Genomic DNA, 20,214 nt, shown 5'->3' on the forward strand with positions numbered 1-20,214 from the left:
AGAAGGTGAATGACTATTCACCCTAACTGGTGAATAGTCATTCACCCAACCTTCCCAGGCCGCTCGCGGAAGCCGAATCGCTCCCGGAGGGTGCCCTACTTGCGGGAGGCGAGCGCCCGCGCGTGCACGGTCCGCGCGACCTTGGGACCGAGCCAGCGCTTGAACCGGCGCAGCGCCTCCAGCCGTCCGGCCGCCTTGTCGAGGCCGTAGTACACCTGCGGCGGGACGTAGGGCAGCAGGGGTGAGTGGCGCTGGCCGAGCAGGGCGAACATGCGGTGCGGGGGCAGGTGGATGTAACGCTGGAGGTTCTCGTACCACTGGGCGCTGTAGCGGGCCGCGCTCTGGATGGACAACAGGGCGGACCTACGCCGCTGTTCGTAGGCGGCGAGGGCCTGCGGCAGCTCGGTGTGGTCGCGCAGGGCGTTCGCCAGCGCGATGGCGTCCTCCAGGGCGAGGGTGGTGCCGGCGCCGATGGAGTAGTGGGTGGTGTGGGCGGCGTCGCCGAGCAGGACGAGGTTGTCGCGGTGCCAGGTGCGGTTGGTGAGGGTACGGAAGTTGAGCCACTGGGCGCTGCCGTCGGCGGAGGCGCGGCCGATCAGGGAGTGGCCGTCGAGGAGGTCTGCGAAGAGCTTCTCCAGCAGGGCGAGTCCGTCGGCCTCGGCCGCGGTGTCGAGGCCGAGTCCGGTCCAGGTCTCGGGTGCGCACTCGATGACGCAGGTGCTGCCCTCGGGGCCGAACGCGTAGCCGTAGCACCAGATCCAGCCGTGGTCGGTCTCCACGAAGGCGAAGGTGAAGGAGCCGAAGACCTTGCTGGTGCCGAGCCAGATGTACTGGTTGCGGCCGGGCTTGAGTTCGGCGCCGAAGTGGTCGGCGTGCCGGGTGCGGAGCGCGCTGTTGACGCCGTCGGCGGCCACGATCAGATCGGCGTCGGGGAGGTCGTCCGCCGTCACCTCGCACTCGAACTCCAGCCGTACGCCCAGAGTTCGGGCCCGTTCGGCGAGGATCTTGAGGAGTCGGTGGCGGCCGATGCCGTGGCCCTCGTCGCCGGGTTGAGTGGTCGTCAGATCCCGGATGCGGGCAACGCCGTCGCTCCAGCGCACCGAGTGCTCGTCGACGGCCTGCGCGGACTCCGGGTCGTACTCCCGGAGTTGGTCGAGCAGACCACGCCAGTACGTCACGCCCCAGCCGTAGGTCGAGCCCTCGGCGTTGCGCTCGTAGACGGTGATGTCGTGGGACGGGTCCTGACGCTTCAGCAGGATCGAGAGATACAGACCGGCGGGCCCGCCTCCGACACAGGCGACCTTCACGCGCACACCCCTGGAGATTACTCAAAGTGGTCAATTGGAACCGCAGAGTAGCAGCCCGAGGGCGCAAAGAAGTCCCATCGGCCTCCGGACTCCAAGGCCGATGGGACGCCTCGGTCAGGCGAGAGGCTTACGCCTCGGCCGTGGCGCACTCCGGGTGGCCCCAGCCCTTGGGGTTCTTGCTGATGGGCTCGCCGGCCGCGTATGCGCGACCGCACAGGCAGCGGCCGGGGAACTTGGCCTTGATGGTGCGGGAGGCCGAACTCGCGCTCTTCCGGGGCGACTTGGCGCCACCCGCGCGGGCGGGCTTCTTCGGGGTGTCGGGCGAGGGGGGCGGTTCCGGGGAGCCGAGGTCGCTGCCTGCGGGCTCCTGGACGATGGCCGCCTGGCTGGCCGCACGGTCGGCGAAGTCGTTCAGCGGGTCGCCGTCGACCTGGTGGGCGGGGACGTAACGGAACTCGACCGAGCGGCCGCCGAGGAGTTCGTCGATACGGACGACCAACTCCTGGTTGGCGACGGGCTTTCCGCCCGACGTCTTCCAGCCGTTGCGCTTCCAGCCCGGCAGCCAGGTGGTGACCGCCTTCATGGCGTACTGCGAGTCCATCCGGATCTCCAACGGTACGTCCGGTGCGGTCGCCGTCAACAGGCGCTCCAGCGCGGTGAGTTCGGCGACGTTGTTGGTGGCCTTGCCGAGCGGTCCCGCCTCCCAGCGGGCCGGGCTCTCCTTGTCGTCCGAGACGACCCACGCCCAGGCGGCCGGCCCGGGATTCCCTTTCGAAGCCCCGTCGCACGCGGCCACCACACGTTCACGCATGCGCCCGATCATGCCATGACCGCGCGACGGGCTCCGCGACACCCCGGGCGAGCTCCCGCCCGGCGAACAGGGCAAGGCTCCGTCGGTCACCCCTTCCCCCTCGACCGGGAGAACGCGGCCCGGCCGTGGACCGTATCCGAAGATCTCCTCCGCCGGCCCTCTACGCTGCGCGCATGACCACGCGACAAGAGCAATGGGCACGGGTGCGCCGCCACTTGTGGCGACCGCCACGTCCCCATGGGGAGCAGCCGCGCGAGCGCGTGGTCGGGCCGCTGGAACTCTTCTACGACCTCGTCGTGGTCGTGCTGGTCGCGCAGGCCGCCCACCATCTGTCCGGGGAGCTCGACTGGCACGGACTGGGCCTGTTCGCCGCGGTGTTCGCGCTGGTGTGGATCGCCTGGTTCAACGGCAGCCTGCACCACGAACTGCACGGGCACGAGGATGCGCGCGGCCGGAGCATGTTCCTGCTGCAGATCCTCGTGCTCGTCCCGCTGGGCGCGTTCATCCCGGATGCGGGCGCCGAGCACGGGACCGCGTTCGCCGTGGACGCGGGGGTGCTGTTCGCGGTCCTGGCGCTGTTGTGGCTGCTCGCCTCACGCGGTGACACGCCCGAGTTCCGGCGCCCCAGCATGCTGTACGTGGCGGGGACGGCGGCCTGCGCGGTCGTGCTGGCGGCGAGCGCGGCGCTGCCCGCCGACGCCCGCGTGCTGACCTGGGGTGTCCTGGCCGTCGTCTACCTGGTCGGGTTCGTGTTCGTCATCGCGCGAGCCATTCCGGAAGAGGTGGTGGCGCTCAGCGTGACCGCCGCGCTCACCGAACGGTTCGGGCTGTTCATCATCATCGTGCTCGGCGAGAACGTGACCGGGGTGGTCGACGGACTGGCCCACGAGCCGACCAACGCGCTCACCCTCACCGTCGGGCTCGTCGCCGTGGTCGTCGGATTCGGCGCGTGGTGGACCTACTTCGACTTCGCGGGACACCGGCTGCCGAGGCCCACGCGCGCGTGCGCCCTGCGGTGGATGATGGTCCATCTGCCGATCACGGCCGCGGTGGCCGCCATGGGCGCCGCGATGGTCGGCCTCGTCGAGCACGCCCACGACAGCCGGACCCCTGCCGCCACGGCCTGGGTGCTCTGCGGGGGCGCGGCCGTCGTGCTCTGGGCGACGATGGTGCTCGCGGCGTCCCTGCGCCACTGGAACGAGAACCTCGGGCTCTACCGCCCCCTGGCCCGCACCTGTGTCGCCATGGCCGTCCTCTGCCTGGGCGTCGGCGCCCTGCGGCCGGCTCCGCTCGTTCTCGGCCTGGCGCTCGTCCTGCTCTTCGGCATCCCCTGGGGAGTCGCCGTGGCCAACCGCGTGGCCAACTACCAGGAAGAACCGGCCACATGACCGCACACCGGTGTCAGGGCGTCGAGGGCCGCGTCTCGGTCCAGTCGACCATCAGCCGACGTTCGGCGAAGTACCAGTCGCCGCCCTGCTTGGTGAACTCGTCGAGGTAGCGGATGGAGGCGATCATCAGCGTGCGCTGCCCGGATCCGTCGACCCCGATGTGATGGGCCAGGCAGTAGCTCTCGCCGGTCGCCCGGTCGTCGCCGTCCAGGGAAATGGTGCTCTGGCCGTTGAAGTGCGTGGTCGCCCGGTAGACGTTGAGGTTGTCGAACACCGGGGCCAGGGACTCACGCCCGTGCAGGGTCTGTGTCGGCTCGGCGGCGGTGGCGTCCATGAACACCAGGAAGCGGGTGTCCTCGGTGAACAGGCTCATCTGGCCCTTGGCGTCCCGCCGGTCGGCGCAGTGCGCGTAGGCGTCGATCAACTCGCGGATGGCGAGTCGGTCGGCGGCTTCCCGAGGTGAGATCTCGGTGTGCGAGGCCATGGCTTTCCCTTTCGCCGCACTATTTGACACATGTATAAAATCACTCGCCGTGGCAGGGTGCAACGACAACCCCCGGAGGGCAGACCACTGAGCAACCGGATCGATCCGCGCATCACCCGCACGACCCGCGCCTTCGAGGAGGCGATCGTCGACCTGGCCGGCCGACGGCCCGTCTCACAGATCACCATCGGCGAGCTGGCCGACCGCGCCGGAGTCACCCGCGCCACGTTCTACAACCGCTACGACTCCCCGCTGGACCTGCTCATCCAGGTGCTCCACGACGACCTGGAGCGCGGCCACCGCCGGGAGGCCGAACACCGTGCACAGGGCGGGTACTCGGCCCACGAACTGCTGCGGATGTCCACGGCGGAGGTGGCCGACCACGTCGAGCGGTACCTGCCGATCTACCGGCACGCCCTCGACGACCCCGCCGACAGCGGTGTCTACGACGCGCTCGTGCGCCACTTCAGCGACTACGCCGTGACCTTCATGGCCGACGGCGACCACCCAGGCCTGCCCGGGGCCAACCGGCGGATGATCGCGCAGTTCATGGCGCACGGCTTCGCGGGAGCCATCAGGGCATGGCTGAAGGACCCGTCCGTCACGAAGGACGACATGGTCGACGCGGCCGTCGCCTGCGCACCCGCCTGGTGGGCGGGCGACGGCAGTTGACGAACGGCCCGCTCGGCTAGACGTCCGTCATCGACGGCATCTCGCCCTGCGTCGTGGTCATGTCGATCACCGAGAACGAGGCGCCCTGCGGGTCGCTCAGCGCCGCGAACCGTCCGAAGGGGCTGTCCATGGGACCGAAGCGCAGCACGGCACCGAGCTTGGTGGCCTTGGCGATGGCGTCGTCGCAGTTGTCGACGGTGAAGTAGACGTTGACGTACGACGGCACCTCGGGCGGGAACTCCTCGCCCATCTTCATCCGGCCCAGGACCGTGTTCTCACCGAGGTTGTAGACGCGGAAGTCGACGTTGTCGTCTTCCACCTGCTGTGCCGAGTACGAGAAGACCGCCGGGAAGAACCCGTCCGCCTTCTCCGGTTCACGGGTGAACACCTCGGCCCAGGCGTAGGCGCCGGGCACGCCCGAGGCCTCGAAGCCCTCGTGGGTGCCGCCTTGCCAGATCCCGAAGACCGCGCCGCTGGGCTCACTGGCCAGGCACATCGTGCCGAAGTCGCCGACCTGCATCGGCTCCATCAGCACCTGCCCGCCGTTCTCCCGGACCTTCGCCGCCGTGGCCGCCGCGTCCGGTGACGCGAAGTAGAGGCACCACTGCGACTGCCCCTCCGCTCCGGGCATCGGCGGTACGACGGCCGCCACGGCCTTCCCGTCGACGTAGGCCTGCGTGTAGTTGCCGTACTCCGACGACGCGTCGCCGAAGGTCCAGCCGAGGACGTCGCCGTAGAAGCTCTTCGCTCCCTCGACGTCGCTGAACATCGCGTCGGCCCAACAGGGCGTTCCCTCAGGTTGTACGGCCATGGCTGCGGCCCTCTCCGATTGGTGGGGTGTCGTCCGGTTTCTCACGCTAGTCACCCGGGGAGCGGGGCGCGCGCCGAACGCCGAGGTCCGTTCCACACTGGACGTATGGCGGATACGACGACGATGCGCGCGTGGGCCGTGACCGAGCCGGGGCCCGTCGAGGGAGGCTCACTCCAGCTCGTGGAGAAGCCGGTGCCCGTACCTGGGGATGACGAACTCCTCGTGCACGTGCGCGCGTGCGGGGTGTGCCGGACCGATCTGCATGTCACCGAGGGGGATCTGCCGGTGCACCGGCCCGGGGTGACTCCGGGCCACGAGGTCGTCGGCATGGTGGCGGGGCTCGGGGCGGCGGTGACCGGCTTCGCGGTCGGCGACCGGGTGGGCGTCGCGTGGCTGCGGCACACCGACGGCACGTGCGTGTACTGCCTGCGCGGGGCCGAGAATCTGTGCCCGCGCTCCGAGTACACCGGCTGGGACGCGGACGGCGGCTACGCGGAGTACACGACCGTTCCGGCCGCGTTCGCCCACCGACTCCCCGCCGGCCTCGACGACGTGGCCCTGGCGCCCCTGCTGTGCGCCGGGATCATCGGCTACCGCGCCCTGCGCCGGGCCGCACTCCCGCCGGGCGGGCGGCTCGGTCTCTACGGCTTCGGGGGCAGCGCCCATCTGTGCGCCCAGGTGGCGCTCGCCGAGGGAGCCACCGTGCATGTACTGACCCGGGGCCTCGCCGCGCAGCGGCTCGCGCTGGAGCTGGGGGCGACCTCGGCACGCGACGCGTACGAGGCGCCCCCGGAACCGCTCGACAGCGCGATCCTGTTCGCGCCGGTCGGCGATCTCGTGCCGGTGGCCCTGCGGGCGCTCGACCGGGGCGGTGTCCTCGCGGTCGCGGGCATCCATCTCAGCGACACACCGCCCCTGAACTACGAGCACGAGCTGTTCTACGAGCGGGAGTTGCGCAGCGTCACCTCCAACACCCGTGCCGACGCACGGGAGTTCCTCGATCTGGCCGCCCGGCACGACGTGCGCGCGACCACCCACACCTATCCGCTCTCGCGGGCCGCGGACGCGCTGACGGATCTGAAGGCCGGTCGCTTCGACGGGGCCGCGGTGCTGGTGAACGACCTCAACAGGTAGGCGGCGCACGGGGGTTCCCGGACGCCTACCGCAACGGCAGTTTCCAGTACCTGCTGATCGCGGCCGACCGGGTCCGACTCTCAGCGCCCGGCGATCATGGAGGCCGCTTCCGGGAGACCGGGCACCGGGTCCAGGACGTCCAGCGTGCCGTGCGCCCGCAACAGGCGCACGGTGCGCGGGGCGCACACCAAGGCGAACCCCGCCTCGAACTCCCGCACCCGGCGGCGGAAGCGCAGGACCAGGTTGAGGCCGGTGGAGTCGATGAACGTGGTGCGCCGCAGATCGACGACGTACGCGGGCGCGCGCAGGGCGACGACGGAGTCCATCCACTCGCGCAGCGGGCCGGCGGTCGCGAGGTCGAGGTCGCCGTGCAGATCGACGACCAGCAGGCCGTCCCGCGCGCCCAGCAGGGCGTGTTCGCCGGGTGCGGGCCAGGCCGGGGTGGGCACCGGCTCCAGGCTTGTGTCGTGCAACAGGCCGTTCTCGGACAACAGGCTGTTCTCGTGCAAGGTGTTCCGTCCCCGTTCCGTGCCTTTCGCCCGCGGGCGCGCGATCCGGCGCGGGTCCGTGCGGCGGCTTCGACATCCCCGCACCGCACGAGCCCGCGCCGGAACTCCCCCCGAGCGGCTCCCCCTTGAACCGTGGGTACCAACTGTTCTACCTTCGCCACATGGTCGGGGCATCAACGCCCGCTCATCAGCGACACAACGAGCGGGCAGCAGTTGGGCCAGGTGATCCGGAATGCGTCCGCACCTCGCCCTGATCGAGGACGAACCCGATTTCGCACTGATGTGCCGTTCATATCTGGAACGCGAGGGATTCACCGTCACCTGGGCCATGGATGCCCGCGCCGGCAAGTCCGTCCTCCACGAGAGCCGCGTCGATCTCGCCGTCCTCGATCTGGGCCTCCCGGACGGCAGCGGCCTGGAACTGCTACGGGCGCTGCGGTCCACGAGCCGCCTCCCGGTCATCGTGGTCACCGGGCGCGGCGCGGAGGCCGACCGCGTGGCAGGCCTGGAGATCGGCGCCGACGACTACCTGGTCAAGCCGTTCTCCCAACGGGAGTTGGTGGCCCGCATCCGGGCCGTACTGCGCAGATCGCAGCCGCCGGAGATCCCCGCCGTCCTCCAGATCGGCTCGCTGCGGATCGACACGGCGGCCCGCCAGGCGTCGGCCGACGGCGTCCTCCTGACGCTACGGCCCAAGGAGTACGCCCTGTTGGAGATGCTCGGCGAGGCACCCGGCCGGGTGTTCTCCACGGAGCAGGTGCTGGAACGGATCTGGGGTGCCTCCTGGCAGCAGCCCGCGACCGTGATCGAGCACGTGTACCGCCTGCGCGGCAAGCTCGCGGCACTCCCCACGCCCGCACCCCGGATCACCACGGTCCGCGGCTACGGCTACCGCCTCGACCCCTGAGAGTCGCCATGCCGCCCCTCGCCGCCCCGGACTTCCGGCTGCTCTTCGACGCGTCGCTTTCCCCGCTCCTGATCCTCAGTCCCGACTTCACCATCGTCGAAGTCAACCGCGCGTACCTCGGCGCCACCCGTACGGAACGCACGATTGTCGGGCAGCGGATCTTCGACGTCTTCCCCGACAACCCGGACGACCCCTCGGCCGACGGCGTCGCCAATCTGCGCCGCTCACTGGAGTCGGTGGTGGTGACGGGCCGCAAGGACACGATGGCACTGCAGCGCTACGACATCCCCGGCGGCGAGGCGGGCACCTTCGACGAGCGGTACTGGAGTCCCGTCAACTCCCCCGTCCTGGACGCCGAAGGACGCGTCACGCACATCATCCACCGGGTCGAGGACGTCACCGACTTCGTGCATCTGCGCCGGGTCGGCCGGGAGCAGGAACGCGCCGCAGCCGAGGCGCAGATGCGGGCGGAGGGCATGGAGATCGACCTGTTCGTCCGGGCCCGGGAGATCCGAGAGGTCAACGACCAGCTGAGCCGCGCCAACGCCGAACTCAACGCTGCGGGGCGGCAGTTGCGGGAGGATCAGCGGGCCAAGGACCGGTTCATCGCCACGCTCTCGCACGAGCTGCGCAACCCGCTCGCCGCCGCCACCGCGGCCGTGGAGTTGCTCGCGCTCGACCTGCCGGAGTCCGGCCGTCCCGCACTGTCCGTCCTGGAACGGCAGTTGGGCACGCTGGTCCGCATGAGCAACGATCTCCTGGACGGGACAAGGGCGTTGACCGGACGTCTGGAACTGGTGCCCGAACGGGTAGACGTGCGGTCCGTGGCCGAGGCGGCGTGCGCCGATATCCGGAGCCTCTTCGGACACGAGGAGCGCATACTCCAAGTCACCGTGCCGGACAAGCCCGTTGTGGTCGACGGGGACCGGCTGCGGCTGGCGCAGGTGCTGACGAACCTGCTGTCCAACGCGCTCAAGTACACCCCGCCCGGCGGGCGTACGGAGGTCCGCCTCGCGATCGACGAGGGCCAGGCCCGGCTCACGGTCCAGGACGACGGCATCGGTTTCGAACCCGCCCAGGCCGAGGACCTGTTCGGGGTGTTCACCCGCGCGGCCCCGGCGGGCCCCAACACACCCGAGGGCCTCGGCCTGGGGCTCGCGGTCGCCCGCACGGTGGTCGACCTGCACGGCGGCCGGATCAGCGCGCGGAGCGAAGGCCCCGGCAAGGGAGCAACGTTCACAGTCCTCCTGCCGCGGGCGGACGAGGATGCTCCGGAGCCGCTACGGCCGTCCGCGCTGTCTCGCCCCCGGCGCCAACTGGCCATCCTGATCGTCGAGGACAACACCGACCTGGCCGCGACCTACCGCACCCTCCTGGAGCGCCAAGGTCACCACGTCACCGCCGTGCACACCGGCGCGGACGCGCTCACCGCGACCGAGTCCGACGTCTTCGACGTGGTCCTGTGCGACCTGGGCCTGCCCGACACCGACGGCTACACGGTGGCCCGTACGGTCCGCGCCCGCCCGCACGGCACCCGGCCGCGCCTGATCGCGGTCTCCGGCTTCAGCCAGGGCACCGACCGCTCGCTGTCCCGGGCGGCCGGCTTCGACGCCCATCTCACCAAGCCGCTCCCGCTGACCGATCTGCTGGAGTTTCTGGAGAGTTCCGAGTAGTCGGGCGTCTTCCGCCTTCCGTCCGGCTGTGCTTGCCTGAGCGGGCCGTTTTCCGGTGCCGGGGACGGGAGTTGCCGTATGCGGAAGCCGTGGATCGTGGGTGTGGTGCTGGCCGCGGTGCTGCTCGGCGCGTGCACGGACCCGGCGTCCGGGCCCGAGGTCGCGCCACCCACCCCGTCCGTGCCGACCACCACCCAACGACAGGCGCCGGTCTCGCCGAGCAGTGCTCCGGTGGTGAAGTCCGCGCCCCGGGTTCTGTACCTCGGGGACTCCCTCGCCATGGAGAGCCAGAACGTCCTCGGGCGTGAATTACGCGGCCAGTTGGACGCGACGTACACGAGCGCCCCGTACTCGGGGACCACACCGTGCGACTACCTGGAGGGCACCAAGGAAGGCTCGCTGGTCCCGGACGCGGACAAGGCACCCGCGCTGGTGCGTTCACTGCACCCGGACTTCGTTGTGCTCCAGTTCTGGGGCAACGCGTGGGGCTACACGCCCTGCATGGACGGGATCACCTACGCCGCCGACCGGGAGGCGTACTTCGCGCGGTACAAGGCCGACGTCAAGAAGCTCACCGCGCAGATCGCGACCGCCGGGGGCGCCCAACGGCCCACGATCGTCTGGGTGTTGCAGGGGCCCGACCCGATCACCCCCGAGCGCGTCCGGGCCGTGAACGGGCTCTACGAGTCGGCGGCCAGGTCCACCGGCGACCTCGTCGCCGACGCCGGGAAGACCGTGAGCCCGGCCGGAACCCGGTACACCTGGACCCAGTACCTCCCCTGCACCGCCTACGAACGCGCCCACCCCGACTACTGCACCCAGCCGGCCAACGGCCGCACCGCCCTGCACCTCGACTCGGACTACCTGCACTTCTGCCTGGCGCCGACAACCTCGACGCCCAAGCCGTGTCCGGTCCCCTCCCCCGGCATCCTGCGGATCGCTCGCGAGATCACTCGGGTGATCGGCGCTCAGACCCCAACTCCGTCTCGATGAGCCGATTGAGGTGCCGGCGGGCGTCCTGGGTGCTCAACGGCGGTGCCTGGCGCAGCCGTTGGAGGGCGAGGCCGTCGGCGAGGGCGGCGAAGCGGACCGTGAAGCCGTCGAGGTCATCGGCGTCGAACTCGCCGTCGGTGACGCCCCGTTGGGCCAGTGCGCGGATCTGCTGGTGCCAGGTCTCGTAGCGATGGGCCTGGCCGCCGCTGAAGGCCGCGTCCGTGCCCTGCTCGCCCGCGTTCCAGTAGTCGAACCACATCCGCCAGTGCCGGTCGGTGTCCTCGGTGAACAGCGCGTCGACGAGCAGCCGTAGCGCCTCGGCCCCGCTCGTCGCCTGCTCGGCCGCCTCGCTCAACTCGGCGTAGTAGCGCTCGATATGGAGAACCATCGCCTCGGAGAGGATCTCCTGCACGCTGCCGAAGTGGTAGGTGACGGTGCCGACGGAGACCCCGGCCGCCGCCGCCACGTCCCGGACGCCGACCGCGGCGTAACCGCGTTCCGCTATCAACGGGACGGCCGCCTCGACGATGAGCCGGCGGCGCACCTCGGTGGGCTGCCGGGTGCGGTCGGCGGCGGCGACGGCGCGACGCGGGGACTTCGCGGCCGGCTGCTTGGCGGCCGTCATCCCGACGTCCTCGGGGTGGTGCGGTGCCATGCTCGCTCGGCCACTGTCTCTCCGTTCGCCCGTGCTTCGACGCGACTGTCCATGACGAAGTCCGCGGCCGTGGCGCACAGCTCCGTCCGCGCCATGATCTCAGCGTCGTAGTCGTCCCCGCGGCGCAACCGGATCCGCCACTCCGACACGGCGTTCGCGGACAGCGGGTCGTCGCCCCGGATGCGGTACGTCTCCCGCGCGCTCTCCTCGTAACGCAGCCCGTCCGGATACGTCCGCGATCCCCCGTAGTTGGGGTCGACCTCCAGCGTCCACTCCCCCTTGGCGACATCGTGTGTGACAAGCCGCTCGGGGGTCGGCTCGGCGGGCCGGTCGTAGGTCACGTCGAGCGGCATCGCCTGCTCGGGCTCCTCGAAACGGATCGGCGGCTCGTCCCCGGCTTCCCGCACGGGCAGTTCTACGGCGCTCTCGGCCGGGACGATCCGCAACTCGCCGCGCTCGCCGTGCGGCCAGACCCACGGCCAGTACGCGTCGGAGACGGCGAGGCGGATGCGGTGGCCGGGCGGGACGGCGTAGCCGATGCCGGTCAGCTCGAACTCGACGTCCTCGTACGTCCCCGGTGTCCACTCGACGGCCCGGTCACGGCCGTGCCTGCTCAGCAGGTTGAGCACGCCGCGCGTGACGAGCGTGGACGAGCCGTCCGGCGCCACGTCGCACAGGCGGGCGATGACGTGGGCGCGCGGGGTGCTGCTGTCGAGGCGGAGCCGGACGCGCGGGCGGCCGAGGATCTCGACGCGTTCGGTGAGCGGTTCGGAGTCGAAGCAGACCGAACGGCCGTCCTCCTCGCGCTGGTCCGGCGGCAGGTCGCTCGCATTGCCGAAGGGGAAGAAGCGACCGGCGTCGAGGCCGGTGTGCTGCGGGGAGCGTACGAGGACGGGTTCCGCACTCGCACCGAGGGGACGTGAGTCCCAACTGACCTGCTGGCTCGGCCATTTGGCGTCACCCACCCAACGGCCGGGCAGCACGTCGTACGACGTCGCCGGCGGGACCGGGTCGGTGATCCAGGCCCGCAGCAGGGGCTCGTCCATGGCTCCCGTGTCGATGCCCTTGAGGTGCTGGTCCCACCAGCGCAGGGTCTCCTGGAGGAAGCCGATCGCCGGGCCGGGCGGCAGGCCGCGGTCGGGGTACTGGTGCGACCAGGGGCCGACGATGCCCCGGACGCGGTCCTCGGGCAGGTGCTCGACGAGCCGCAGCACGGCGTCCCGGTACGGGTCGTTCCAGCCGCCGACCGCGAGGACGGCCGCGTCGATGGCGGTGTAGTCCTCGCAGACGCTGCCGTGCTTCCAGTAGGCGTCGCGCTGTTGGTGGTCGAGCCAGGTGTGCAGGAAGGGTTCGAGGGCGTCGAGGCGCTCGCGCCACATCGGCACCCAGCGGTCCGCACCGACGCTCACCGGGTCCGGCGGCCGGGAGGCGAAGGCGAGCATGGTGCCCGCCCAGGCGAGCATGTCGATGCCGAGGACGGCGCCGCCCGTGTAGTGGACGTCGTTGTCGTACCGGTCGTCGGTCGAGCAGACGGTGACGATCGCCTTGAGCGGTTCGGGGGCGAGGGCGGCGATCTGGAGGGAGTTGAAGCCGCCCCAGGAGATGCCGAACATACCGACCTTGCCGGTGCACCAGGCTTGCGCGGCAAGCCAGTTGACGACGTCGACGCCGTCGGCGAGTTCCTGCGCGTCGTACTCGTCGCCGGGCAGGCCCTCGCTGTCGCCGTGGCCCCGGATGTCGACGCGGACGGAGGCGTAACCGTGTCCGGCGTACCAGGGATGACGCTGGGCGTCGCGGGGCGCGGTCCAGTCGCTCTTGCGGTACGGGAGGTATTCGAGCAGCGCGGGCACCGGGTCCGACTCGGCGTCGACCGGCCGCCAGATGCGGGCGTGCAGCCGGGTCCTTCCGTCCCGGGTGGGGATCCAGACGTCCTCGCGGACGACCTGGCGCTCGAACTGTTCGCGGTACTTCACAAAGCTCCTTCTGCCACGGGGGCGTTGAGGGGGCGCCAGCGCCGGACGCGGTGGCCGTCGGTGCCGTGCTCGGTCCAGATGTCGTCGCCGTCCGCCGCGTCGGCCCAGTCGGCGGTGTCGTCGGCGTAGGGCTGCGCGTCGGGGTCGGGTTCGAGGGCGGCGGCCATGAGCTGGCGGGTGTAGGGGTGTTGAGGGTCGGCGAAGACGGTCTCCGTCGGGCCCTCCTCGACGACGACTCCGTGCCGCAGGACGACGACCCGGTCCGCGATGCCCCGTACGACGGCCAGGTCGTGGCTGATGAACAGGCAGGCCAGGTCGCGCTCGCGGCGCAGGTCGTCGAGGAGTCGGAGCACGTCGGCCTGGACCGATACATCCAGGGCGGTGGTGATCTCGTCGGCGATCAGGACGTCCGGCTCGCCCGCCAACGCCCGTGCGATGCCTATGCGTTGGCGCTGGCCGCCGGAGAGCTGTGCGGGCAGGCGGTCGGCGAGGGCCGGGTCGAGGCGTACGTCGGCGATGAGCTGGCGTGCCCGCTCGGTCGCCTCCGGGCGGTCGGCCGCCGTGCCGAAGAAGCGCAGGGGGTGGCGGACCGCGTCGCCCACGGAGCGGCGGGGGTTGAGCGAGGTGTCGGCGTTCTGGAAGACGAGCTGGACCCGGCGGCGCAGGGACAGCGGTCGCTGCTGTGCCGGCCGGGCCAGGTCGCCGTCCGCGTGTTTCATGGTGCCGCCGGACGGGGTGCGCAGACCGGCCAGGCTCCACGCGAGGGTGGACTTGCCGCTGCCCGACTCGCCGACGAGGGCGAGGACTTCGCCGCGCCGGACGTCGAAGGAGACGCCGTGCACGGCGCGGGTGCTGCCGTAGTCGATGGTGATGTCCTGTGCGGACACGGCCACGGGGGCGTCCGCGGGGACCTCTGCCCTGGGCCTGACCTCCCGCTCCCCCGCCTCGCCGACGACCGCGAGCCCGATGTCGTCGAGGCGCGGCACGCTCGCCAACAGGCGCTTGGTGTACGGGTCTTGGGGCTGGGCGAACAGCTGCCTGGTGGGCGCCGACTCCACCACGCGCCCGGACCGCAGGACGGTCACCTCGTCGGCCATGTGTGCGACGACGCCGAGGTCGTGGCTCACCAGGACGGCGGCGAGGCCGAGTTCGTCGCTCAGGGCGGCGATCAGGTCAAGGACGCTGCGCTGGGTGATGACGTCCAGGCCGGTGGTCGGCTCGTCGAGGACGAGGACCTTGGGGCGGGCCGCGATGGCCATGGCGATGGCGACGCGCTGCTGCTGGCCGCCGGACAGCTCGTGCGGGTAGCGGCGGGCCAACTCCGCCGGGCGCGGCAGCCGGACCTGCTCGAGGAGGTCGACGACGGGGACGTCACCGCCCGCCTCCGCGATCTGCCGTCCGATGCGCATGGAGGGGGTGAGGGCGTGGCCGGCGCTCTGGCCGACCATGGCGACCGTTCCGCCGCGCAGCAGTCGCAACTCCCTTGCGGGCAGGGCGAATACGTCGGCGCCGGCCACCTGGACCGAGCCTCCGGTGATCCGCGAGCCGTGTCGCAGATGGCCGAGCAGGGTCGCGGCGATGGTCGACTTGCCGCTGCCGGACTCACCGACGAGGGCGTGGGTCTGCCCCTCGGCGACGTCCAGCGACACCTCGTGCACGACGTGGACGTCCTGGCCGCCCGAACGGTAGGCCACGGACAGCGAGTTGACGGACACGATCGAGGCCATCAGGAGCCCTCCCTGATCCGGTCGACGCCCCACGCCTTGGACAGGCCGTCGGCCGCGAGGTTGAGCCCGACCACGAGGGTGGCCAGGGCGATGATGGGGGCGATGCTGGCCATCGGGACGACGGTGATGGCGGTGCGGTTCTCGGCAACCATCAGGCCCCAGTCGGGAGTTGGCGGGTCGGCGCCGAAGCCGAGGAAGGACAGCGAGGAGATCAGCAGCACGACCCAGGAGGCCCGCATCGCGAACTCCACGCACACCACGTCGGTGATGTTCGGCAGGATCTCCCGGCGCAGGATCGACCAGGTGCTCTCACCTCGGGCGCGGGCCGCGGTCACGTAGTCGGCGGGGACGACCGCGAGGGCGGCGCCGCGGACGACACGGACGACCTGCGGGACGTAGACGATCGCGACAGCGAGGACGATGACCGCGGGGCCGGTGCCGAGGGCGGTCACGACGACGAGCAGGGCCAGGACGGCGGGGATGGACAGGATCGCGTCCAGGACCCGGCCCAGTACGTCGTCGAACCAGCCGCCGCGCAGTGCTGCGGCGCAGCCGATGACCGTGCCGAGCGCGACGGTGATCAGCGTCGCGGTGACGGAGATGCCGAGCGCGTACCGGCCGCCGTAGAGGACGCGGGTGAGGACGTCCCGGCCGTACTGGTCGGTGCCGGCCCAGTGGCTCCAACTCGACCCGAGGAGGGCGTGGTCGGCGTCGTTGGCGATGGGGTCGTAGGAGGTGAGGAGGGGGGCGAGCAGGGCGATCAGGACGTGCACGGCGACGATCGCGAGGCCGATGACGGCGGTGCGGGAGCTGGTCAGGGTGCGCCAGGCGCGGGCGGTGCGGGCGCCTCGTACGGTCGTCGGCGGGACGGTGTCGAGCGTGGTCATCGGGTCCTCCCTCGGGTGCGGAGCCTGGGGTTCAGGGCCATGGTGGCCAGGTCGGCCGCGAGGTTGCAGACGACGTAGACGACCGCGCTGATGAGGGCGATGGCCTGGATGGTGGGCAGGTCGCGGTTCTGTACCGAGGAGAGCATCAGCTTGCCGATGCCCGGGTAGTTGAAGACGTTCTCGACCACCGCGACCCCGCCGACCAGCCAGGCGACGTTGAGCGCGATGACGTGCAGGGTGGGCAACAGGGCGCTGGGCAGGGCGTGTCGGGTGACGACCCGCCAGGTGGAGAGGCCCTTGAGGCGGGCGGTGGTGACGTACTCGGTGGCCATCACGTCGATGACCGAGGTGCGGGCCATGCGGACGATGTACGCGGCCATCACCACGGCGAGCGCGAGGGCGGGAAGCCATACGGCGGGCAGGAGTTGGGAGACGGTGGCGTCGGGGCCGTAGAGGACGACCGCGGGGAACCACGGGAGGGCGACCGAGAAGCACAGGACGAGCACGGTGGCCACGACGAACTCGGGGACGCTCATGCCGACGAGGCTGACGGTGGAGATGACGTGGTCGGGCCAGCGGTCGCGGTAGAGGCCCGCGAGGATGCCGAGGACGATCGAGCCGGTGACCGCGAAGAGGACCGTGACGACGGCGATCAGCGCGGAGTTGCCGAGGTACATGGACACTTCACCGCCGACGGCCTTGCCGGAGACGAGGGAGGTGCCGAAGTCGCCGTGCAGGGCGCCCCACACCCAGTCCCAGTACCGCTCCCAGGCCGGCCGGTCCAGCTTCAGCTTCTCGCGCAGGGCCGCCACGGCGTCCGGGGTGGCGTCCTTGCCGAGGATCTGGGTGGCGACGTCGCCGGGCAGCGCCTGGACGGCGAGGAAGACGAGGATGGAGGAGAGGAAGAGGGTGCCAACTGCCGCCGCGATACGGCGGGTTATGAAGGAGAGCATGGTCAGGCTCCCTTCAGGCCGATGTTGAGGTAGTCGAACTCGAAGCCGTGCTCGGCGTATCCGCGTACCTTGCGGGAGATGCCGACGAGCCGGTCGGCGAACATCGGGGTCATCGCCCCGCCTCTCTCGATCACCAACGTCTGTGCCTCGCCGTAGAGTTCGCGCCGTTTGGTGTCGTCGATCTCGGCACGGGCCTTGTCGAGCACCGCGTCGAAGGTCTTGTCGGACCAGGCGGTCTCGTTGTAGGAGGAGCCGCTGCGGAAGATCTGGGTGAAGAGCTGGTCGACGGGCCGGCCGGTGAACCAGTAGGTGGCCATCAGCGGCTTCTTCATCCAGATCTGCGTGTAGTACGAGTCCGCGGAGGCCGTCTTGACCTTGATCCGGATCCCGGCGCGCTTGGCCGAGTCCTGGTAGGCGAGTGCCATCGGCGTGAACAGCGGGTCGTAGGAGGAGGTGTAGAGGTCCATCGCCAGGCCCTCGTGGCCCGCCTGTTTCAGCAGGTACTTCGCCTTCTCCGGGTCGTGCTTGGGGTGCGCGGAGATGTACGCGGGGTCGCTCGGCGGTACGGGGTTGTCCCAGCCTGGGGTGCCCGCGCCCTGGAGGGCGACCTTGACGACGTGCTCGGGGTCGTAGGCGAGCTTCATCGCCTGGCGGACGCGGACGTCGGTGAAGGGCTTCTCGGTGGTGAGCATCGGGAGGACGTACCACTGGGCGTTCTTCACGCGGGCGATGGTGGCGCGGTCGGAGGCGGCGACCACGCGGGCGGTCGCGAAGTCGAGGTTGGTCTGCGAGAGCAGGTCAACCTGCCCTGCCAGCAGGGCATTTGAGCGGGCCGACATGTCGGCGACCGAGTAGAAGGCGATCGCGTCGAGGACGGGGCGGCCCGCGAAGTGGTCCTTGTACGCGGTGACGCGGCCGGGGCCCGCCGGTGCGAACGACTCCAGCTTGAAGGGGCCGGTGCCGATGCCGGTGCGGCCGATGGACTTCGCGCTGCCGTCGGGGATGACGTAGCAGTTGTAGTGCGTCAGCAGGCTCGGGAACTCGGCGTTCGGGCTCTTCAGCGGCACGACGAGGGTGTGGGCGTCGGGCGTGCCCAGCTTCTCCGGGTCGATCAGCGGGGCGAGCACCGCGGCCTGCGGGGACGCCGTCGCCTTGTCGAGGATGTGACGCAGCGTGTAGGCCGCGTCGGCGGAGGTGAAGGCGCGGCCGTTGTGGAAGGCGACACCCTTGCGGAGGCGGAAGGTCCAGGTGCGGGCCTTGGCGTCGGTCTCCCAGGACTCGGCGAGGTCGGGGGCCAGCTCACCGTTCGCGGCGACGCGGACGAGCCGGTTGTAGAGGGCGCCCAGGTACTCGTATGCGGACAGCGAGCTGGCCGGGTCGAGGGTCTCGGCGTCGGAGGCGGGCGGCCGGGCGATGCGCAGGGTGCCGCCGCGGTCGGGGGCGCCCTTCGCGGCGGCGGCCGGCAGGACGGGGGCGGCCTCCGCCCCACTGCAGCCGGTCAGCAGCCAGGACCCGCCGAGCGCGGCGGCCGAGGCGACGCCCGCGGCGAGCACCGACCGGCGGCCCGGGTGGTGGATGTCGGACATGTACCGACCGTCCTTGTCGCTATTCGTTCAGCTATTCGTTCAGCGGAACGATTGAGTGAAGTTGGTGAACGATAACCAGGGGATGGTTTCCCGCCAACCCTTTGGCGGCGGAAATTAACGTCCGAAACGCACTGGTTACCCGGAGAAGGCGCGCAGGGGCCGCGTCCCCCGCGAGGACGCTCGGTCAGCCGGTGGTCTCGCGGGCCCAGGGCAGCAGCGCCCGCTCCGCGAGGACGACGACGTAGAAGAGCAGCACGCTCATGGCACTGAGCAGGGCCATGGCGGCGAAGGCGAGCGGGGTGTCGGCGTTGCCGCCGGAGGCCACGATGACGTAGCCGAGGCCCTGGTCGCCGCCCGCGAACTCGCCGACGACCGCGCCGACGACGGCCAGGGTGACGCCGAGCCGCAGGCCGGTGAAGACCTGGGGCAGGGCCCAGGGGATGCGGAGTTTGCGATAGGTCTGCCAGCGGGACGCGGTGAGCGAGTGCGCCAGCTCGGTCAGCTCCAGCGGAACCGAGGTCAGCCCGGCCATCGTCGAGACGACCACGGGGAACCAGGCGAGCAGCGCCACCATGAACACCTTGGGGGCCGTCCCGAAGCCGAGCCAGACCACGAGGAGCGGTGCCACCGCGATCTTGGGTACGGCGTTGACGGCGACCAGGAGCGGCATGACCGCGCGCTCCACGCCACGGGACGCGGTGAGCAGCACGGCGGTCGCCAGTCCCGCGCCCACCGCCAGCCCGAAGCCGACGGCCGTCTCGGTGAACGTCTGCCAGCTCTGCCGGAGCAGATAGCCGGGCAGCCGGTCGAAGGCGTCGACGACGTCGGCCGGCGAGGGCAGCAGGAATGGCCGGATGTCGAAGGCGACGGTGATCAGCCACCACCCGGCAAGGGCGCACACCGCCGCCAGGACCGGCGGTCCCGCCGCGAGGACGCGTCTCACGCGGAGGGCCTGCGGCCGATGGTCGAGTAGGTGAAGTGGCCGCGCAGCACGAGCCGGGGGTCGGTGACCAGCCGGCTCAGCTCGTCCAGCTGAGCCTCGGTCATGCCGGCCGCCAGGAAGTCCTCCCGCGCCTGCGCGATGTTCGCGCCGATCAGCAGCGCGCCCGCGGTGCCGCCCGGCCAGGACCGGGAGTGGATCGCGGTGTCCACGTCGGTCAGGCCCGCCTCCAGCATGGCGGCGGGCGCGCGGCCCGCCCAGGTGGGGTCGTTGCCGTGGGCGGGCAGGACGCGTTCGACGAGCAACTCGTGGTAGCGGTCAACCAGTTGGGCGGCCTGCGGGCTGGGGGCCGCCAGCACCAGTTTGCGGAAAGTCGTCTCGAAGTCCTCCACCACCAGCGCGCCACCGGGGGCGAGCGCTGCCGCAAGCCTCCGGAGCACGGCCTCCCGCCCGGGCAGATGCAGCAGCACCAGCCGGGCGTGGATCACGTCCCACGGCCCGTCCGGCACGGGGTCGTTCTCCAGGTCGTGCACCAGCACGTCGTACGGCGGACTCGGCGGCAGATGACGGGTGTTGACGTCGGTGGCCAGCACCCGCCCCGTGGGTCCCGCCGCGCGGGCGAGCCACGCGGCGATGCTGCCGCCGCCGGCCCCGGTCTCCAGACAGCGCAGGCCGGTCAGATCGCCCAGGGACGACAGCCGCGAGATCGTGAACTCGTCGAGGATCGCGGGGAGTTGGCCGTGCCGGTCGGCGGCCTCCGGGTGGTCGTTGTCGAAGACGTACGAGAGCGGGGTCTCCACGGCC

General features: G+C 71.1%; 19 protein-coding genes. 6 read left to right on the forward strand and 13 right to left on the reverse strand.

What is annotated here, in order from left to right; all coding sequences use genetic code 11:
* Positions 1–95 precede the first annotated feature (95 nt).
* On the reverse strand, positions 96–1,307 hold the full coding sequence (locus OG588_RS02900; protein ID WP_405945879.1) for an FAD-dependent monooxygenase: 1,212 nt from the start codon (positions 1,305–1,307) through the stop codon (positions 96–98).
* A gap of 127 nt (positions 1,308–1,434) precedes the next feature.
* The gene (locus OG588_RS02905) at positions 1,435–2,130 is read right to left on the reverse strand and encodes a ribonuclease H (RefSeq protein WP_405945880.1); all 696 of its coding nucleotides are present in this window, start codon (positions 2,128–2,130) and stop codon (positions 1,435–1,437) included.
* 161 nt (positions 2,131–2,291) lie between these two features.
* On the opposite strand from OG588_RS02905, the gene OG588_RS02910 reads away from it, so the two are divergent.
* On the forward strand, positions 2,292–3,506 hold the full coding sequence (locus OG588_RS02910; protein ID WP_405945881.1) for a low temperature requirement protein A: 1,215 nt from the start codon (positions 2,292–2,294) through the stop codon (positions 3,504–3,506).
* Positions 3,507–3,519: 13 nt separating this feature from the next.
* Here OG588_RS02910 and OG588_RS02915 read toward each other — a convergent pair whose 3' ends face one another.
* Positions 3,520–3,990, reverse strand: a complete 471-nt coding sequence (locus OG588_RS02915; RefSeq protein WP_405945882.1) for a nuclear transport factor 2 family protein — start codon at positions 3,988–3,990, stop codon at positions 3,520–3,522.
* 57 nt (positions 3,991–4,047) lie between these two features.
* Between OG588_RS02915 and OG588_RS02920 the strand changes: the two genes are divergently transcribed.
* A complete protein-coding gene (locus OG588_RS02920) occupies positions 4,048–4,662 on the forward strand; it encodes a TetR/AcrR family transcriptional regulator (protein ID WP_405945883.1) in 615 nt (204 codons plus the stop codon).
* A gap of 16 nt (positions 4,663–4,678) precedes the next feature.
* Here OG588_RS02920 and OG588_RS02925 read toward each other — a convergent pair whose 3' ends face one another.
* Complete coding sequence (locus OG588_RS02925) at positions 4,679–5,473, reverse strand: VOC family protein (RefSeq protein ID WP_366094692.1); 795 nt, start codon at positions 5,471–5,473, stop codon at positions 4,679–4,681.
* A gap of 123 nt (positions 5,474–5,596) precedes the next feature.
* Between OG588_RS02925 and OG588_RS02930 the strand changes: the two genes are divergently transcribed.
* Positions 5,597–6,607, forward strand: a complete 1,011-nt coding sequence (locus OG588_RS02930; protein WP_405953041.1) for a zinc-binding alcohol dehydrogenase family protein — start codon at positions 5,597–5,599, stop codon at positions 6,605–6,607.
* 80 nt (positions 6,608–6,687) lie between these two features.
* On the opposite strand, the gene OG588_RS02935 is transcribed toward OG588_RS02930, so the two are convergent.
* Positions 6,688–7,116 (reverse strand): STAS domain-containing protein, encoded by a 429-nt coding sequence (locus OG588_RS02935; RefSeq protein WP_405945884.1) that lies wholly within the window; start codon positions 7,114–7,116, stop codon positions 6,688–6,690.
* A gap of 232 nt (positions 7,117–7,348) precedes the next feature.
* Here OG588_RS02935 and OG588_RS02940 point away from each other — a divergent pair, with 232 nt between their 5' ends.
* From OG588_RS02940 to OG588_RS02950, 3 genes are all read left to right on the forward strand, one after another.
* On the forward strand, positions 7,349–8,023 hold the full coding sequence (locus OG588_RS02940) for a response regulator transcription factor (RefSeq protein ID WP_405945885.1): 675 nt from the start codon (positions 7,349–7,351) through the stop codon (positions 8,021–8,023).
* Positions 8,024–8,031: 8 nt separating this feature from the next.
* Positions 8,032–9,696, forward strand: coding sequence for an ATP-binding protein (locus OG588_RS02945; RefSeq protein ID WP_405945886.1), 1,665 nt, complete (start codon positions 8,032–8,034; stop codon positions 9,694–9,696).
* A 78-nt stretch (positions 9,697–9,774) separates the two neighbouring features.
* Entirely contained in the window at positions 9,775–10,689 is a 915-nt protein-coding gene (locus OG588_RS02950; RefSeq protein WP_405945887.1) for an SGNH/GDSL hydrolase family protein, read from the forward strand.
* On the opposite strand, the gene OG588_RS02955 is transcribed toward OG588_RS02950, so the two are convergent.
* The 8 genes from OG588_RS02955 to OG588_RS02990 all read right to left on the reverse strand — a co-directional run bounded on the left by OG588_RS02955 (position 10,646) and on the right by OG588_RS02990 (position 20,210).
* The gene (locus OG588_RS02955; RefSeq protein WP_019057105.1) at positions 10,646–11,344 is read right to left on the reverse strand and encodes a TetR/AcrR family transcriptional regulator; all 699 of its coding nucleotides are present in this window, start codon (positions 11,342–11,344) and stop codon (positions 10,646–10,648) included. The genes OG588_RS02950 and OG588_RS02955 overlap by 44 nt on opposite strands.
* Complete coding sequence (locus OG588_RS02960; protein ID WP_405945888.1) at positions 11,311–13,317, reverse strand: CocE/NonD family hydrolase; 2,007 nt, start codon at positions 13,315–13,317, stop codon at positions 11,311–11,313. Before OG588_RS02960 ends, OG588_RS02955 begins: the two co-directional genes overlap by 34 nt.
* Positions 13,314–15,044 (reverse strand): dipeptide ABC transporter ATP-binding protein, encoded by a 1,731-nt coding sequence (locus tag OG588_RS02965; protein WP_405945889.1) that lies wholly within the window; start codon positions 15,042–15,044, stop codon positions 13,314–13,316. Before OG588_RS02965 ends, OG588_RS02960 begins: the two co-directional genes overlap by 4 nt.
* On the reverse strand, positions 15,044–15,931 hold the full coding sequence (locus tag OG588_RS02970; RefSeq protein WP_405945890.1) for an ABC transporter permease: 888 nt from the start codon (positions 15,929–15,931) through the stop codon (positions 15,044–15,046). The genes OG588_RS02965 and OG588_RS02970 overlap by 1 nt, the downstream gene beginning before the upstream one ends.
* On the reverse strand, positions 15,928–16,884 hold the full coding sequence (locus tag OG588_RS02975) for an ABC transporter permease (protein WP_329352469.1): 957 nt from the start codon (positions 16,882–16,884) through the stop codon (positions 15,928–15,930). Before OG588_RS02975 ends, OG588_RS02970 begins: the two co-directional genes overlap by 4 nt.
* 2 nt (positions 16,885–16,886) lie before the next feature.
* Complete coding sequence (locus OG588_RS02980) at positions 16,887–18,470, reverse strand: ABC transporter substrate-binding protein (protein WP_405945891.1); 1,584 nt, start codon at positions 18,468–18,470, stop codon at positions 16,887–16,889.
* A 184-nt stretch (positions 18,471–18,654) separates the two neighbouring features.
* Complete coding sequence (locus tag OG588_RS02985; RefSeq protein ID WP_405945892.1) at positions 18,655–19,413, reverse strand: ABC transporter permease; 759 nt, start codon at positions 19,411–19,413, stop codon at positions 18,655–18,657.
* Positions 19,410–20,210: a class I SAM-dependent methyltransferase gene (locus tag OG588_RS02990; protein WP_405953042.1), complete on the reverse strand. Its 801-nt coding sequence runs from the start codon at positions 20,208–20,210 to the stop codon at positions 19,410–19,412. Before OG588_RS02990 ends, OG588_RS02985 begins: the two co-directional genes overlap by 4 nt.
* Between the last annotated feature and the right edge of the window lie 4 nt (positions 20,211–20,214).

It is taken from the genome of Streptomyces prunicolor (assembly GCF_045162825.1).
GTDB classification, from domain to species: Bacteria; Actinomycetota; Actinomycetes; order Streptomycetales; family Streptomycetaceae; genus Streptomyces; species Streptomyces prunicolor.